14 protein-coding genes are annotated in these 16,746 nt (G+C 60.9%); 9 read left to right on the plus strand and 5 right to left on the minus strand.

What is annotated here, in order from left to right; all coding sequences use genetic code 11:
* The first annotated feature begins 2 nt into the window (after positions 1-2).
* Positions 3-2,027: a hypothetical protein gene (locus LG409_RS11595; RefSeq protein ID WP_039181018.1), complete on the plus strand. Its 2,025-nt coding sequence runs from the start codon at positions 3-5 to the stop codon at positions 2,025-2,027.
* Between the two features lie 38 nt (positions 2,028-2,065).
* Entirely contained in the window at positions 2,066-2,815 is a 750-nt protein-coding gene (locus tag LG409_RS11600; RefSeq protein WP_227406709.1) for a TlyA family RNA methyltransferase, read from the plus strand.
* A gap of 5 nt (positions 2,816-2,820) precedes the next feature.
* On the opposite strand, the gene mscK is transcribed toward LG409_RS11600, so the two are convergent.
* Positions 2,821-6,165 carry a mechanosensitive channel MscK gene (gene mscK / locus LG409_RS11605; protein ID WP_227406710.1) on the minus strand — a complete coding sequence of 1,115 codons (3,345 nt, stop codon included), beginning with the start codon at positions 6,163-6,165 and terminating at the stop codon, positions 2,821-2,823.
* A gap of 174 nt (positions 6,166-6,339) precedes the next feature.
* Here mscK and LG409_RS11610 point away from each other — a divergent pair, with 174 nt between their 5' ends.
* The 4 genes from LG409_RS11610 to LG409_RS11625 all read left to right on the plus strand — a co-directional run bounded on the left by LG409_RS11610 (position 6,340) and on the right by LG409_RS11625 (position 8,470).
* Entirely contained in the window at positions 6,340-7,359 is a 1,020-nt protein-coding gene (locus LG409_RS11610) for a phospholipase A (RefSeq protein WP_227406711.1), read from the plus strand.
* 88 nt (positions 7,360-7,447) lie between these two features.
* Positions 7,448-7,780 carry a DUF883 family protein gene (locus tag LG409_RS11615; protein ID WP_227406712.1) on the plus strand — a complete coding sequence of 111 codons (333 nt, stop codon included), beginning with the start codon at positions 7,448-7,450 and terminating at the stop codon, positions 7,778-7,780.
* On the plus strand, positions 7,780-8,184 hold the full coding sequence (locus tag LG409_RS11620) for a phage holin family protein (protein ID WP_016914411.1): 405 nt from the start codon (positions 7,780-7,782) through the stop codon (positions 8,182-8,184). Before LG409_RS11615 ends, LG409_RS11620 begins: the two co-directional genes overlap by 1 nt.
* On the plus strand, positions 8,156-8,470 hold the full coding sequence (locus tag LG409_RS11625) for a YqjK-like family protein (protein WP_096922656.1): 315 nt from the start codon (positions 8,156-8,158) through the stop codon (positions 8,468-8,470). The genes LG409_RS11620 and LG409_RS11625 overlap by 29 nt, the downstream gene beginning before the upstream one ends.
* A 62-nt stretch (positions 8,471-8,532) precedes the next feature.
* Here LG409_RS11625 and LG409_RS11630 read toward each other — a convergent pair whose 3' ends face one another.
* On the minus strand, positions 8,533-9,717 hold the full coding sequence (locus LG409_RS11630) for an NAD(P)/FAD-dependent oxidoreductase (protein WP_096922655.1): 1,185 nt from the start codon (positions 9,715-9,717) through the stop codon (positions 8,533-8,535).
* A 190-nt stretch (positions 9,718-9,907) separates the two neighbouring features.
* Between LG409_RS11630 and LG409_RS11635 the strand changes: the two genes are divergently transcribed.
* Both LG409_RS11635 and LG409_RS11640 read left to right on the plus strand, forming a co-directional pair.
* On the plus strand, positions 9,908-10,972 hold the full coding sequence (locus tag LG409_RS11635) for an efflux RND transporter periplasmic adaptor subunit (RefSeq protein WP_227406713.1): 1,065 nt from the start codon (positions 9,908-9,910) through the stop codon (positions 10,970-10,972).
* On the plus strand, positions 10,972-14,112 hold the full coding sequence (locus LG409_RS11640; RefSeq protein WP_039181038.1) for an efflux RND transporter permease subunit: 3,141 nt from the start codon (positions 10,972-10,974) through the stop codon (positions 14,110-14,112). The genes LG409_RS11635 and LG409_RS11640 overlap by 1 nt, the downstream gene beginning before the upstream one ends.
* Positions 14,113-14,199: 87 nt before the next feature.
* Here the strand turns inward: LG409_RS11640 and LG409_RS11645 are convergent, their stop codons facing one another.
* Positions 14,200-14,628 carry a DUF3617 domain-containing protein gene (locus LG409_RS11645; RefSeq protein ID WP_227406714.1) on the minus strand — a complete coding sequence of 143 codons (429 nt, stop codon included), beginning with the start codon at positions 14,626-14,628 and terminating at the stop codon, positions 14,200-14,202.
* Positions 14,629-14,753: 125 nt separating this feature from the next.
* Between LG409_RS11645 and LG409_RS11650 the strand changes: the two genes are divergently transcribed.
* Positions 14,754-14,963: a CPXCG motif-containing cysteine-rich protein gene (locus tag LG409_RS11650; protein WP_039181041.1), complete on the plus strand. Its 210-nt coding sequence runs from the start codon at positions 14,754-14,756 to the stop codon at positions 14,961-14,963.
* Between the two features lie 7 nt (positions 14,964-14,970).
* On the opposite strand, the gene LG409_RS11655 is transcribed toward LG409_RS11650, so the two are convergent.
* Positions 14,971-15,813: an ABC transporter permease subunit gene (locus tag LG409_RS11655; RefSeq protein ID WP_189463329.1), complete on the minus strand. Its 843-nt coding sequence runs from the start codon at positions 15,811-15,813 to the stop codon at positions 14,971-14,973.
* Complete coding sequence (locus LG409_RS11660) at positions 15,810-16,721, minus strand: ABC transporter permease subunit (protein WP_227406715.1); 912 nt, start codon at positions 16,719-16,721, stop codon at positions 15,810-15,812. The genes LG409_RS11655 and LG409_RS11660 overlap by 4 nt, the downstream gene beginning before the upstream one ends.
* Between the last annotated feature and the right edge of the window lie 25 nt (positions 16,722-16,746).

Raw genomic sequence — 16,746 nt, forward strand, 5'->3', positions numbered from 1 at the left:
GCGTGACCAATCAGCGTTCCACCCCTGAGGGGGAAGAAGGCAAACTCGATGGGCTGCTGAGCAAGTTCGATGAAGCCGTGGCGCTGCTTGCCCAGGCTCCCGCCGTCTCCAAGCTGGCCAAGCTACCCCGTGTGATGGACACCGCCAGGCGCATCCTGATGCTCAGCGGAGGCTGCGCAGCGCTGGAAGCACGCGCTGCCTGCTTCGAAGCCGCAGGCGTGTTTGCCGGCTCGGACTGGGACACACCGCAGTACCTGATCCCGACCCTGACGCCCTTTGCATTGAAAAGCGCCGATGCCAATGTGGTGGTGATCGAGACGCTGAGTGAACTGCGGCTGCTGGCGGTAGCCAAGGGAGGCTACGAGCATCCACAGGTATCGCCAGAACACGCCCATCACTACCTTACCCAGGTCATGGCCATCAACTTGGGCCTGCTGTTCAATGCCCCCAGCGAGGCCGAGCGCGAAACCCAAGGGCGGCTGGCGACCATTCCACGCCAGCTGTTTCAGCACCTGGCCGAGCGGGTCGGGCACGAGCACGTCATCGATCAACTGATCGATGAAATCTGGCGGATTCTCAAGCAGCGGCCCATCCAGGTCGACTCGATCAAGCAGATGATCACCCAGATCGCGCTGTGCCAGGCCAACCCGGAGATCGACCTGGGCGCCAGCGGCCAAGGCGCCGACCGGTTGGTCAGCTCGCTCTATGGGCCCACCCAAGCCTGCCGAGAAGACCCTGGCATCGAGATATACCAGGCACGCCTGGAGCGCATGGACCACGCGACGCTTCAAGCGGAGTCCACCGGTTTTGCACGCGCCATGCACGATACCGGCCTCGTATCGCCCTACCATGCCGTGCTGCTGCGCTTCCTGCTGGAAGAAGCCGACCAGCTGCTTTCCGAAGCGCTGGGGCTTTCGTCCACGGGGCGCGACTGCCTGCTGTGCTATCGCGAATTGGCGCACACCTTGATTCGCAGCGGCGTCTACCCTGCCACCGCCCAAGCCGTCTATGGTCTGGCGTTACTGCTGGAGCGCGGGATTCTCTATCAACCGCCGGTGGCTCCCGCCATGTGGCGGCAGCTTAGCCTGCCGCTCTCCGACTGGGCCATCTCGCGCTTGACGCTGGCGTATGGCGATACGGCATCGCCCAGAGCACGCTTGATCGAGGGTGTGCTGTGCATGCTGGGGCTACCGCTGGGTGTGGGCCAAGGCAACAACCCTACCTGCCAATCGGCGCGAGCGCTGTCGATGTGGGCCTACAACGACCCGGACTACCTGCTCCAGATGGTGACCTGGGCCGCCCGAGACGATGAAATCATCATGCATTTCGAAGGCCAGCCCATCTCTTCCCAGGAGAGCGTGGCAGGCCTGGCCAGCGAGCTGCCCCTCGACCTCGACCCTGTGTCATTGGTCGTCGTCCCGCACCTGGATCGCATTTATGCGGAAATGGGCCGACGCTGCATCGGCCGGGAAGGCGACCCGCACCGCTGGGTCAATCCTGAGTTTCACGGCTGGTGGTCTGGCCGAGGGTTCAGCATCAATGTGGACGTGGCCACCGGGCAGTTGGACGACGTCGACACCTTCATTCGCCACTTCTACGCCAGCTATCACCCTTTCTACAACGGTAATCAGCCGCTGATCCACCCCCAGCCTGCCGGCATTGCGGTCACGGACAGCGCTGCGCGCTTCATCGGTTGGCACGCCATCACCATTTTGCGCGCCTCGCTCGACCCCAGCGATGTCATGCGCGTCTACTTCTACAACCCCAACAACGATAGCGGCCAGGACTGGGGAGACGGGCTGAAGGTCAGCACGGCTGGCAACGGCGAGCGCTTCGGTGAGGCGTCACTGCCCTTCGAGCAGTTTCTCTCACGGCTATACATCTACCACTACGACCCTCTGGAGAGCGGCAAACTGGCCACCGTCAGCGAGGAGGAGCTGGAGCGCGTCAAGGGCTATCTGCATCGTAGTTGGGGGGCCACGCGAATCCCACCCACCGAGCTGCAGGCAGAGCCAGGCGCAACATGACATAATGCGCGGTCTTTCAAATATCCTGATACCCCGCCATGATACGACTCGATCAACTGCTGGTCAGCCAGGCGCTGGCCAGCTCACGCACCCGCGCCCAGCGCCTCATCAAGAACGGGCGTGTCTTCTTGGCCGACGGCACCCCGCTCACCAAGCCTTCCGAAAAGTGGCCCGCCGACACATCACTGCGCGTCGAGGAGGACCCCGAGGAGCGCTACGCCTCCCGGGCCGGGCTCAAACTGGAGGGGGCGCTCTCCACGCTGGGTATGCGGCTGGAGGGCAAGGGGGTGCTGGATGTGGGTCAGTCCACCGGTGGTTTTACCGACTGTGCCCTACGCTACGGTGCCCGCCATGTGGTGGGTGTCGAGGTAGGCCATGACCAGTTGGCCGAAGCGCTGCGCCAGGACCCGCGGGTAGTGTGCCTGGAAGGCTTGAACGCACGCCACATGAGCACCTCGGCCGCCTTGCGGGAGGTACTGCAAGCATTTCCCATCGAGATGGCCATCATGGACGTGTCGTTTATCTCCCAAACGCTGATCCTGCCGGAAATCGCCGCCCTGCTACCGGCCCAGGGCCATCTTATCTCTCTGGTCAAACCGCAGTTCGAGCTGGAGCCCAGCGCGCTGGACAAGCGCGGCGTGGTGCGCGATCCAGCCCGCTACAGCGAGGTGGAGCACAAGATACGCATGGCCTGCCAGGCCTGCGGTTTGCGCATCGCCCACTGGCAGGAGAGCCCGATCACCGGCGGGGACGGCAATCGGGAATTTCTCATGCTGGCCTGCAAATAGACGCCTTAGCCCAGGTTTTCAGGAGGCAGCGGCTTGCGGGTCTGTAATTTCACCGACTCCCCCTGATCTCGATGCAGCCAAACGTCCATCTGCTCGAAGGCCACCCGTACACCCGCTTCGCGGAACAGCTCATCCACCCGGCAGTTCACTTCGTCGGCCGCAAACAGCCGGTCCAGCAAGTCGTTGACGAAGATGCGCAGCTCGAAATTCAGGCTGTGCGGGCCATAGTTGAGGTAGAACACCTGGGGTTCCGGGTCCGCCAGTACACGCGGATTCTCATCGGCGGCCTGGCGCAACAGCTGATGCACCAACGGCAAATCAGAGCCGTGCGCCACGCCATAGGTCAGCACCACTCGGGTGACATTGTCCGACAGCGACCAGTTGATCAACTGGTCGGTGACGAACGTCTTGTTGGGTATGATGATCTCCTTGCGATCGAAGTCGGTCACCGTGGTGGCACGGATGCGGATACGGCTGACGGTGCCATGCAGGTTGCCCAGCGTGATGGTGTCGCCAATCCGAATCGGGCGCTCGAACAGAATGATCAGGCCAGAGATGAAGTTGGCAAAGATCTCCTGCAAACCAAAACCCAGCCCCACGCTCAACGCGGCCACCAGCCACTGCAGCTTGTCCCAGGAGACCCCCAGGGTGGCCAGCGACATGACGACTCCCGTCCCCACGATGGTATAAGAGAGCAGCGAGCTGATGGCGTAGGCGCTGCCCTGTTTCAGGGCCAGCCGCGACAGCACCATGACTTCGAGCAACCCTGGCAGGTTCCGCGCCATGATGAAGGTGATGGCGACCACCAGCAAGGCCGTGAAAAAATCAGAGAGCGAAAGCGAATTGTCCACCAGGTCGCCTTCATCGGCATCCCACAGCGCCACCTGATCCAGATACCCCAACACCGCCAGCAGGTCCGACCAGACCAGATAAAGCAGCAGGCTGAACCCGATCAGCAGGATGAGCTTGGAGAGCCGCAGCGACTGGGTGTTGATCTTCTCCATGTCCAGGGGTGGCTCTTCGACCACTTCCAGCCCGCCCTCGGCCCCCTCCTGTACCTGGGCCCGCCGCCGCGCCAGGGCTCGGCGATACGCCAAGCGGCGAGCGGCCACTGCCAGGCTGCGAACCACCGTGGCTTCCACCACGACCCACAGCCCCAACAGGTAAAGCGTCATCGCAAAACGTGCTACCAGCCGCAGCGCCGTGTATTCATACCCCCAGGCCACCAGCCCCAGCATGACCAGCGGCACGCTGGCCATGGCCAGCCCCAGGACCAACCGGAACAGCCGAACCCCAAAAATCGGCACGTGTGCCAGAATCAACTGCATCAACCACCACGCCATGGCCAACAGCCCCAGCATGAATAGCCCCATGGCTACCGGACGCATGGCCAGCGGGGTTTCCATCTGCTCTGACATGGCCGCGATCCCCACCACAGGCACCAGCGCTATGCCCAGGCCCCCCAGCAGTTGACGTAGCCGCGCATTGTAGGCAGGCGCCCAGGTAAAATGACGCTCAGCAACGCCATCGGGCACCAGCAGGCGGCGCCCCAGCGCGACCACACCCCAGCTCAGGCTCAATTGCAGCAAGGCCGGTGCCAGCCCCATCGCCAGGGCACCTTCTGCCGTCCGCAGGGCAACACCCGCGCCCGCCAGCGCCAGCGGGCCTGGCAGCGCCAGCAGCGCATTCATCAGAACCGCTTTGGGCGTATGCAGCTGCGTATCACTCTTCAAACGACCTATTTGCGAGTGCAGCCGCGCCAGGGCGGCCTTGATACGAGAGCGCAGCCCCAGCAAGGTCAGGCTCAGCAGCAGTAGCGGCGCACCGACCAGCATGTCCCAGCCAAGGCCCTGCCAGCGGTTGGGCAGCACGGCTCGCCATTCGCCCTGCTGCCACTCCTGCTGCAGGTAATTGGGTAACTGGCGCACCCAGTTGAGGTCCAGCGGACGACTGTTGGCTACCCAGAAGAGCTGTTCATCGATGGTGGCGCGCAGGTCGTGGGTGGTGGTCAAGAGCTGTTGCTGGTTCAGCTGAAGCTCGATGGCGGCGCTCAACAGGCTGCCATAGGACTGCTCGAGCTGCTCCACCAGCTCACGGCGAGATTGATAAAGCCGCGTCAGGGAGTCCACCAGCCCAGGCGTCACCTCGACACCCGCTTCCTGCAGCCGCTGGGTGGCCAATCGCTCCCCCTGGCGCAGCTGATCACGTTGACGTATCAGATCGAACTGCTTGAGGCGCAAGTCGGCAATTTCATCCTGCAGGTCTCGGCGCGGCACGATTACCGGCAGCGATTGACGCTGCTCACGGAGTATCCGCGATAGCAGCTGGCTGCCGCGAATGGCTTCCAACTGCTCATTGAGACTACGCTGCAACTGACGCACCAGCTCCAATTGACGCTGGGCTTCGATATTCTCGCGCACGATGCTGTTGGCGCGGTCAGTGGCCCGCAGCAGCTCGAGACTCAAGGTCTGGTTCATCTGCTGGGCGCGCAGCACTACCGGATGCCCTTCGGCGATCAGCGGGTCATCCCGCGCGGCATCGGCAATCGCCTGTTCGGACTGCAAGCGCCGCTGGCGATCGATGACCCCTTGCAGCAGGTTAAGCCGCTGCTCCTGATGATCGATCTGCAAAGCCAATAGCTCACGCCGCTGCTGAGCCAGCTCCCGCAGTCGGCTGTTGGCACTGAGCTCACGTTGATTGAGGGAGACTTCCTGCTCGGCCAGGGAGCGTTCCAGACGCCACTGAATCAGCTGCGCATCCTCGCGAGCCGAGAGCTGGCGGTCGGCCAACAGCGCTTCGCGGGTATCGTGCTCGCGGCGCAAGGTCTCGGCCCGCTGCAGGGCTTCGGAGATGGCCTGCTGGGCACGTTCGGGCAAGGTTTGCGCAGCCAACAGCTGTGAGTTGACCTCGGCCAACTGGCTCTGCAACTGCTGGAGCTCGATCACCGCGCTGCCCTGCTGCGCCTCCAAGGCTTCCAGCGGCATGTCGCTGAGGCTATCCACGGAGAGCTGTTGGCTCTCTTCCTCGGCTTCTCGCAGCTCTCGTTCGAGTTGCAGCAGCTGCTCAGGGGCCTGGCTGACACGCTGCTCCAGCGCCCGTTGGCGCTCTTCCAGCGCCGTAAGCCGCTCATAGGCTTGCAACGCGGCACTCAGGGCCGCCTGCTCACGCTGCTGTGCGGCGGTAAGCTCCCCTTCCTGGGACTCGAGCGCAGCCAATCGCTCGTTCAGGGCGCTTTCAGAAGGCGCCCGCTCACCATCTTCTGCCCACCCCATGGGCGACACGCACAACAACACGACACACAGCAATATTCCTAGCGCGCCGCTCACCGCCTTCATGGCATTCTTCACCACGTATAGAAGCCTCATTGACTGGTCGACCCGCATCATCGGGCAAGGCATCATTGTCAATCGTAAGGCCCGGCGGCGCAATCCAGCCCGGCACGAGAATATTGGCAGTTGACTTACCTCATCCGCCTGTATAGAACGTCGCTAACATTTATCTACTTTTCATTGCGAGCCATATCAATGGTTATCCGACCCCTGATGTTCACAGGCCTGCTGATTGCCTTGGCCACGCAGTCGGCCATGGCCGAGACGCGTGACGATATCGAAGCGCGTATTCGCGCCTTGAATACCGAGCTCTATCAGCTCCGCCAGCAGCTGCAGCAAATTGACGCACCCGAGGCTGCCGCCCAGGGTATTCCACCGACGCCGCTGCCGGAAGAAGTGGCCCTGGAGGACCTGTCCGAACGCCGCCAGCTGGAACAGCAGTCGTCGCGGAACCCGTTCTCCATCACGACGCATCGCACCAATTACCTGTTTCCGGTGAGCTACAACACCAATCAGGACTCCAACAACTTTCGTGAAGTGACCGATGCTTCAGGCCCCAACAACAACGAAGTGAAGTTTCAGTTCAGTGCCAAGTTCAACCTGGCCGAAGACGTGTTTGGCGACATTGGCGACGTCTATTTCGCCTATACCCAGCGAAGCTGGTGGCAGGCCTATAACACTGATGCCTCTTCCCCTTTCCGGGAAACCAACTACGAGCCCGAGGTGTTCATCGATTTCGATAACGCCTGGAGCGCCTTGGGCTGGGTGAATACGCGCAATCGTATCGCCTTCAACCATCAATCCAATGGCCGCTCGGACCCGCTGTCACGGAGCTGGAACCGCGTCTATCTGGAAAGCACGCTGCAGCGCGGCGACTGGGCACTGACCCTGGCACCCCACTGGCGCGTGCCGGAGTCCGACGGTGACGACGACAACCCAGATATAGAGCGTTACATGGGGTATGGGGATATTCGTCTGGCCAAGCGCCTGGACAACAATCACGAAGTCGCCGGACAGCTGCGTGGCAATCCTAGCCCCGGCAACCTGGGTACTCAGATCGATTACAGCTGGCCAGCCTTCAATGGGGTGCGAGCACACGTACAGTATTATTACGGGTACGGCGAAAGCATGATCGATTACGACAACCGCGTGCATCGCCTGAGTCTTGGCTTCAGCCTCAACCCGCTGTTCAGCGCCACGGGCCTGAACCGCTGATGCGGAACCACTAAACTTTGGGGTTGTCTATGGAGTGACGGCTGCTATGCTGAAGCTGTCACTCATTCATTCGTCAAAGGAAGACATCATGGCTAAACGTAACACAGACGCCTCCGCACGTGCCGACCAGCTGAAAGAAGACCTGCGCTATCTCAGCGAGACGGTCGAAGAGCTGATGAACGCCACATCGAAAGATGCCAGCGGTGAAATGCGCGACCTGCGTGAGCGTGCCGAACGTCGTTTGAAGGATACTCGTGCCCGCCTGGAAGCCCGCGGCGAGCGCATCTATGAAGACACCCGCGAGTCACTGGCTCAGCAAGCCGATTGCTGCGACCGCTATGTACATGAGAACCCCTGGACCAGCATCGGTATCGGTGCCGCAGCTGGCTTGGTGGTAGGTATGCTGCTCGGTCGTCGCTAATGGCATTGGGGCCAACCCAACGCGTCTTTTCTGCCGCCAAACGCTTGTTGAGGTCACTGTTAGCCAACGGTGAAACCCGCCTGCGTTTGGCGGTGTTGGAATTGGAGGAAGAGCGCGCTCGTTTATTGGTACTACTGTTGTTGGCTGGCGCTAGCCTGCTGCTACTGCTGCTGGGTGTGGCCACGCTGACGGCGCTGGTAGTCGTTCTGTTCTGGGACACCTATCGGCTGACGGCCATTGGCGTGAGTGCTGGCGTACTGATGGCACTCAGCCTGCTGCTGGCAGTGATTGCCATACGTCAGGCAAAGCGGCACTCGCTGCTCAAGGAAACCTTGAAACAGCTGGCAGCCGATCGCGCCCTGCTGGAGGCCAATGATGAAGAACTCACCGACCGTCGACGTTAAGACCACAGACAAGCCGTTGAGTCGCCAGCAGCGCAAGGCAGCACTGCTGGCCGAGCTGGAACAGCAGCGTATCGATATACTGGTGAGCAGTGATACGTTGCAACGCACTTCCGCGCCGCTCGACCGGCACTGGCGAAGCCTGCGCTTACCGCTGTACGTCGTGGGCGGGCTCGCTGCCGTGCGGCTGGTTCGCCATCCTGGTGGCGCCATGGCCGTCGGCAAACGCGCATTGGCAGGCTATATGCTGCTTCGCAAGCTGAAACTGCTGGCCAAAGTCGCCAGCTGACGAGGCGTTTGCCTGTTCAAAGCCGCCGGATGCCTTGCATCAGGCGGCTTTTTCAATGGTGATCAACACGCCTGGCCACAGGCGACGCCACTCGCCCAGGCCCACTGAAAGTTGTAACCACCCAACTGGCCCGTGACATCCAGCACTTCGCCAATGAAACGCAGCTGGGGTAAGCCTCGCACTTCAAAATTCTTCGACGAAATGGCCTCGGTACTGATCCCGCCCATGGTCACCTCAGCCGTACGCCAACCCTCTGTGCCCGCCGGTTTCACCTGCCACTCATTGAGGTACTGTGCCCAGCAGTCGATCGCCTCGTTGCTGTACTGTGCCAATGGCATGGCGGTGGCGTGCTCGGGGTACCACTCCACTATCGCCTGTGCCAGACGTTTGGGAAACCGCTCGCCCAGCCAGGTAGACAGCATGCGCTTGGGAGTTTGCTCACGCGCATGACGCAGCGAAGCCGCCACCTCCTCACCCGGCAATAAATCAATCGTAATGGCGCTACCGGGCTGCCAGACGCTCGAAATCTGGAGCATCGCCGGCCCCGACAGCCCCCGATGGGTAAACAGCATGGGCTCATTGAAGCGCCCTTGACCACAGCTGACCGATACCGGCACGCTGAGCCCTGACAGCGTTTCGGCACGCGCTTTCCAGACATCACTGAGCGTGAAGGGCACCAGCCCAGGCCGAGTAGGCAACACCTCAAGTCCAAATTGACGGGCGAGTTCGTAACCGAAGCCCGAAGCCCCCATGGTGGGAATGGAGAGCCCCCCCGTGGCCACTACCAACACGCCACAGCTGATGGTGCCCATCGAAGTAGTCAACTGCATTCCCTCGCCCAGGCGCTCCACCTTGGAAATGGACGTCTTCAATGCCAGTTCGACACCGGCCCATTCACATTCGGTCAGCAGGACTCTCACGATCTCCTTGGCGGAGTCGGCACAAAAGAGTTGCCCCGGCGCTTTTTCCACATACTCCACGCCATGGCGCTCCACCAGAGATACAAAATGTTCTGGACGGTAACGTTTCAACGCAGAAATGCAAAAATAAGGATTTTCCGAATAAAAATGGCTTGGTGAGGCATCAAGGTTGGTAAAGTTACAGCGGCCTCCTCCCGACATGAGGATTTTCTTGCCCGGTCTATTGGCATGGTCAACCACCAGCACGCGCCGCCCTGCATAACCTGCTTGAGCCGCACACATCAACCCGGCGGCACCTGCGCCAATGACGACGACGTCGTAAACCATCTTGGAAGCCCTACATGAAAAGCTGACTATCTTAGCAGCAGAGAGGCTGCTCAGCACTTTACAAACCCAAAATAGATGTACATATAATGTACAACAAATGTCTTTTCATTCCGTTATCTTGCCGTTTGCCCTTATCACGGCAGTCGATTTCAGGATAATGCAGGTCACCTCTGTTTACGTTGAGACGCCAATGCTTGTTTACAAACGCCTCTTCTGCTGTCTGCTGCTGGCCGCCTTGCCGCCATACGCCATAGCACAAACCCCGCCACCCGTGATCGGTCACTACGCCACGGCCACCGCCTGGTCCGACCCATTAGAAGCCCTGGGCACCCTGCGTGCCGACGAGAGCGTCACGCTGTCAGCCACCGTGACCGATACCATTGCCGAAATCACCTTCGAAGATGGTGCCCAGGTCGAACAGGGCGAGCTGCTGATACGCCTTGAAGATGCCGAGGAACAGGCACTGCTGAGGGCAGCACGGGCGATCACCGATGAGCGCCGTAACGCGGTGGGCAGAACGTCTCAACTCCAGGAACGCAACTTGGCCCCCCGCGCCGAACTGGAAGATACCCAAGCGCGGCTGAGGCAGGCAGAAGCCGATGTCCAGGCGTTAGAGGCACGCCTGGCCAACTACCGGGTAGTGGCACCGTTCAGTGGTCGCGTCGGCTTTCGTAATGTCAGCGCTGGCGCACTGGTGACCCCGGGCATGGAGCTGGTGACCCTCGACAAGCTGGATATCATGAAACTGGATTTTACCGTACCGGAAGTGTTTCTGGGCCGCCTGTCGGCAGGGCTGGCGCTGAGCGCGACCACCGCCGCCTACCCGGATGAGGTCTTCCGCGGTGAAATCGCCAGTATTGGTACCCGTATCGACCCGGTGTCTCGCAGTATCAGTGTGCGGGCCGAGCTGGCCAACCCAGAGCTGCGCCTGCGCCCCGGCATGTTGATGGAGGTCGTCGTGCAGCAACGCGTGCGCAATACGTTGGTACTGCCGGAAGCCGCTATCGAGCCGAGCGGCAATCGCCATTTCGTGATGGTCATTCACGAGGAGGAAGGAGAGCATCGCCTGGAGCGCCGAGAGGTCGCCTTGGGTGAGCGTCGCAGTGGCGAAGTGGAAGTGCTCGAAGGCGTGGCAGATGGCGAGCTGGTGGCAGTACACGGTCTGCAGCTGGCACGAGATGGCCAGCAGGTACGTTTACTGGGCATCACCGATGAAGAGACCAGCATCCGTACCCTGCTGGAGGCTGACCGCTGATGCGCTTATCCGACATCTCCGTACAGCGTCCGGTGCTGGCCATGGTCATCGCCGCGCTGATCGTGGCCTTCGGCCTGCTGGCGCTGAATCGCCTGCCGCTGCAGGAGTATCCCACAGTCGACCCACCGGTCGTCAGCATCGATACACGTTACCCCGGTGCTTCGGCCAGCGTGGTCGAAACCCGCATTACCCAGGTGCTGGAAGATCGTATCGCCGGGGTAGAAGGTATCGAGCTGATTACCTCCCAGAGCGAAGATGGACGATCGCGCATCCAGATCGAGTTTGCCATCAGCATGGATATCGACGCGGCGGCCAACGATGTGCGCGACCGCATATCGGGTGCCTTGCGCAACCTTCCCGATGATGCCGACAATCCTGAAGTCACCAAGGCCGACAGCAGCGATGAAATCGTCATCTGGCTGAGTCTCTCAGGGGCGGACTACTCGATCACCGAGCTCACCGACTACGCCAACCGTTTTCTGGTAGACAGCCTGTCGGTGCAGCCGGGGGTAGCCAGGGTGCGCGTGGGCGGTGGCCGCGACTATGCCATGCGTGTCTGGCTGGACCGCAACGCGCTGGCAGCACGAGGCCTCACCGTGGGTGATATCGAGGATGCCCTGCGCGCCGAAAACGTCGAGCTGCCCGCCGGCTCCATCGAGTCCGATGATCGCCAGTTCATCGTACGGCTACCGCGCAACTTCGCCACCGCCGATGACTTTCAGCGGCTGGCGGTTACCCAGGGCAGCAACGGGCACCTGATTCGTCTGGCCGATGTGGCCCGAGTGGAAGTGGGCTCGGTGGAAGACCGTTCGGTGTTTCGTGCCAACGGCGTGCCCATGGTGGGGCTAGGCATGATCATGCAGTCCACCGCCAACGTGGTGGAGCTTTCCGAAGCGGTGCAGCAGGAGCTGGAGCGCTTGCAAGGCACCCTGCCCGAGGGCATGTCATTGACGCTCAACTACGACGCCTCGGTGTTCGTGTCGGGTGCCATCGACCAGGTGGTCATGACGCTGTTCATCGCCATGGGCCTGGTAGTCATCGTGATTTTCCTGTTCCTGGGCAACCTGCGAACTACCATCGTGCCTGCCGTGACCGTCCCCATCGCCGTGATTGGCGCCTTCACCGCGCTGGCTGCCATGAATTTCTCGATCAACCTGTTGACGCTGCTGGCGCTGGTACTGGCCATTGGCCTGATCGTCGATGACGCCATCGTGGTGTTGGAAAACATCAACCGACGCATGCACGATTACGGTGAAACGCCGCTGGTGGCGGCCTTCCGCGGCACTCGACAGATCGCTTTTGCGGTCATTGCCACGACCCTCGTGCTGGTAGCCGTATTCGTACCCCTGAGTATGCTGCAGGGCGATATCGGCCGACTGTTTTCCGAATTTGCACTGACCATGGCCGCCGCGGTGGTCGTCTCCACGCTGCTGGCCCTGACCCTGACCCCCATGATGGCTTCCAAAATCCTCAAGCCGGGGATGCACGATAGCCGCATAGGTCAAGGGGTGCAGTGGCTGCTGGACGGTGCTCGGAAACGTTACCAGCGTGCGCTGGAAGTCGTGCTGGCATTCAAATGGGTAGTGGTGGCCTTGTTTGCGCTTCTGGTGGCGGGCACTGCCTGGCTGGCCTCGGCACTGCCCAGCGAGTACACCCCTCAAGAAGACCGGGGCAACTTCATCGTGCTGGTCAACGGGCCCGAAGGCGCCACCTTCGATTACATGATGGATTACATGGATGAGATCGAAGCACGCCTGACACCCTTCGTCGATAGCGGTGAGCTGGAGCGCGTGGTAGTAAGGGCACCGCGGGGGTTCGGCAATATCGAAAACTTCAACAGCGGCTTCATCATCGTCAACATGGCCGACTGGGGCAGCCGCCGCAGCGCCTGGGAGATCATGGCAGACGTGCGTCAAACTCTGGGGTCCCTGCCTGGAGTCCAGGCCTTCCCGGTCATGCGCCAGGGGTTTGGTCAACGCACCCAGAAACCGGTCCAGTTCGTGTTGGGGGGTGGCACTTACGAGGAGCTGGCCAGCTGGCGGGATACGCTGGTCAACCATATTCGCGAGCACAACCCGCGCCTGACCGCCGTTGAGAGCAACTACAACGAAACCCAGCCGCAGCTCAGGGTCGACATCAACTACGAACGGGCCGCCGCGCTGGGGGTCACCGTCACGGAAATAGGCCGGACGCTGGAGGTGCTGCTCGGTGGGCGCAACGTGACCCGTTACGTAGATGACGGCGAAGAGTACGATGTGATTCTGGAAGGCGACCGTGGCCGCCAGAATAGCCCGCGAGCGCTGGACAACATCCAGGTACGCTCCGCGCGGTCCGGTGAACTGATTCCGCTGGCCAGCCTGGTGACGCTCTCTGACTTCGCTGGTGCCAGCACGCTCAACCGCTTCGACCGCGTGCGCGCCATTACCATCGAGGCCAACTTGGCCGATGGCTACCCCCTGGGTGAAGCGCTGGCCTACCTGCAAGACACCGCGAATACCATTCTGCCAGAAGAAGTGCAGACCAATCTGGCAGGCCCTTCTCGAGACTTCCAGCAGGCCAGTGGGGCGACGACCTTTCTGCTGGTGCTTGGCGCCGTGGTGGTATTCCTGGTGCTTGCCGCCCAGTTCGAAAGCCTGATTCACCCCTTCGTGATCATGCTGACGGTGCCGCTGGCCATGAGCGGTGCCCTGCTGGCCCTGCTGCTGACCGGCCAGTCATTGAATATCTACAGTCAGGTGGGGCTGGTGCTGCTGATAGGATTGGCGGCCAAGAACGGCATCCTGATCGTCGAGTTCGCCAACCAGCTACGCGATGAGGGCCAAGCCTTTCGTTCGGCCCTGATCGAAGCATCGGTCACCCGCCTGCGGCCCATTCTGATGACGGCAGTCACCACCATGGCCGGAGCGATCCCGCTGATCATCTCCAGCGGCCCTGGCGCAGAGTCTCGCCTGGTGATTGGCACGGTGATCATGGCGGGGGTAGGCGCGGCCACGGTGTTTACGCTGTTCGTGGTACCCGTGGCCTACGATTTGCTGGCACGCTACTCAGGCTCGCCTGGCGCCGTGAAGCGACAGCTGGAAGAAGAAATTGCCAATGCGCCGGAGGCCGACCACGAACCGCTGGCTACGCCCGAGCGCTAAGCAACCTCTTCTACCCAGCAGACAGACAACAAGGGCGCCAAAAGGCGCCCTTGTTGTTGAAGCAGATCGCTAACGCAATGTACGCGATTACTCGCAGTCGCCGATGCGCTCGCCTTCGATCACGGTGTTCATGGTCAATTCGCCCATGGGTGACTGGGTGAAGATGTCCACGCTGCCTTCGATACGCTCACCCATGAAGCGCATTTCACCGTCGATATTGGCTTCGCCGCCTTCAGCACGACATACCATGCTGTACGAGAGGCCATCGGCGTTCATGTCTTGATGCTGCAGCTCACAGCCCTCTTCTTCTTCGATGAAGCCAAAGTCGGCGCCATCCAGCTCTTCTTGAGTGATGCACTGACGTTCGGTTTCGGTCTGATCGGGAATCTGCATGTCACCGCTGATACTGGTTACGCTGACGAACTCCCATTCGCCAGGCGTCACGTTCGGTGTTTCCGCCAGAGCGACCATCGGGAAGGCCAATAAGGCCGCTACTGCCATGTGACGTTTCATCATCGTTTTTTCTCACTAGGTTAATTGGGCAAACCCGCTCATATCCTACCTGATTCGTTCCGCTTGTGCCCGCCCCAGGCAGGGCTGTTACACTGGATATCCTTTTTTCACCTGGCAGGGCAACCGCCATGCATGACGACGCGCTGGTTCCTCACGACTTTTATTGCCCTTACTGCGACACGCCACTGACCTTCGTGATCGACACCTCTCAGGGTAGCCATGATACCTGGGAAGACTGCCATCAGTGTTGCGCGCCGATACGACTGCAGGTGGTGGTATCGCCTTTCACAGGCGAACTCGACGCCGTCATCACAGGTCGAGACGACGACGTCTTGTGAGCCATGATCAGGCCGCGTCAGCCTGCTGTATCTGAGCAACCCGCTTGGCCTCGCTGCGGCGCATGAAGTACCACGCCAGCAGCGTCGCCAACGAAACGGTCAGAATGATCAGCGTGGCCAACGCATTGATCTTGGGCGAGACGCCCATGCGCACGGAGGAAAAAACCACCATGGGCAGCGTGTTGGCTCCCGGGCCTGATACGAAGCTGGCGATCACCAGATCATCCAGCGACAGCGTGAACGCCAGCAGCCAGCCTGCCGCCAGTGCTGGTGCAATGACCGGCAGCGTCACGCAGAAGAATGTCTTGACCGGCGGCGAGCCAAGGTCCATGGCCGCCTCTTCGATGGAGCGATCCAGTTCCCGGAGCCGCGCCGACACCACCACGGCCACATAGGCACTGCAAAACGTGGTATGGGCAATCCATATCGTCGCCATCCCTCGGTCAGCGGGCCAGCCGATCAGTTGCGCCATCTGCACGAACAGCAGCAGCAGGGAAAGCCCGGTGATCACTTCGGGCATGACCAGTGGTGCCGTCACCATGCTGGAAAGCGCCGTCTTGCCTCGAAAATGGCCATAGCGGGTCATCACGAAGGCGGCCACCGTGCCCAGGCACACCGCCATGCTGGCAGCGAAAAAGGCAATCTTGAGACTGGTCCATACCGCCGAAAGAATCTGCCGGTCACGGAACAGCTCGCCGTACCAATGAGTCGAGAAACCCGCCCACACCGTCACCAGGCGCGATGAGTTGAACGAGTAGAACACCAGCACGAACATCGGCAGATAAAGAAACAGCAGGCCAAGCACCAGCATCACCGTGGTAAAGCTGGGGCGCCGAGAAGACGTCATCATTGTTCGAGCTCCCGTGACTGGTAACGGTGGAACCATACGATCGGGATCAACAACAGCAACAGCATGACCATCGCCAGCGCCGCAGCCACCGGCCAATCACGATTCAGGAAGAACTCTTCCCAAAGCACCTTGCCGATCATCAGGGTGTCAGGCCCTCCCAACAGCTCGGGGATCACGAACTCACCCACCGCAGGAATGAATACCAGCATGGAACCCGCCACGATGCCCCCCATGGAAAGCGGCAAAGTGACTTTCAGGAAGGTATTCAATTTACGCGACCCCAGGTCTGAAGCCGCTTCCAATAGCGACGTATCCAGACGCGTCAGGTGGGCATACAGCGGCAGCACCATGAACGGCAGGTAGGCATACACGATGCCCACGACGACCGCAAACTGGGTATTCATCATGCGTAGCGGCGAGTCGATGAGGCCGATGCTCAGCAGCAGATTGTTGATCAGGCCATTGTTGCTGAGTATGCCCATCCACGCATACACGCGGATCAGAAACGACGTCCAGGAAGGCAGCATCACCAGCAGCAGCAGAATCAACTGCCAGCGCCCCGGGGCACGGGCCATGGCATAGGCCATGGGATAACCGAGCAGCAAACACACCACCGTGGCGGTAAATGCCGTTTTGATGGAGCCCCAGTAAGCCGCGACATACAGAGAGTCGGTCAGCAAGAACAGATAGTTGCCGACATTCAGGAAGATACTCAGGGTTTGATCGGCATACTCGACCAGCGGCCCGTAGGGAGGAATGGCAATCGCCCCTTCGGAAAGGCTGATCTTGAGCACCAACGCAAACGGCAGCAAAAAGAACAGCGTCAGCCAGGCCAGCGGGAACGCAATCACCGCGCGCCGTCCCAGCTTCATACGCTTGATCATGCCGGTAAAGCCAGATGGCATCATGGTAGACAATCTCCTTCAAGAGACC

This window comes from Halomonas sp. NyZ770 (assembly GCF_020616575.1).
Classification (GTDB): domain Bacteria; phylum Pseudomonadota; class Gammaproteobacteria; order Pseudomonadales; family Halomonadaceae; genus Vreelandella; species Vreelandella hamiltonii.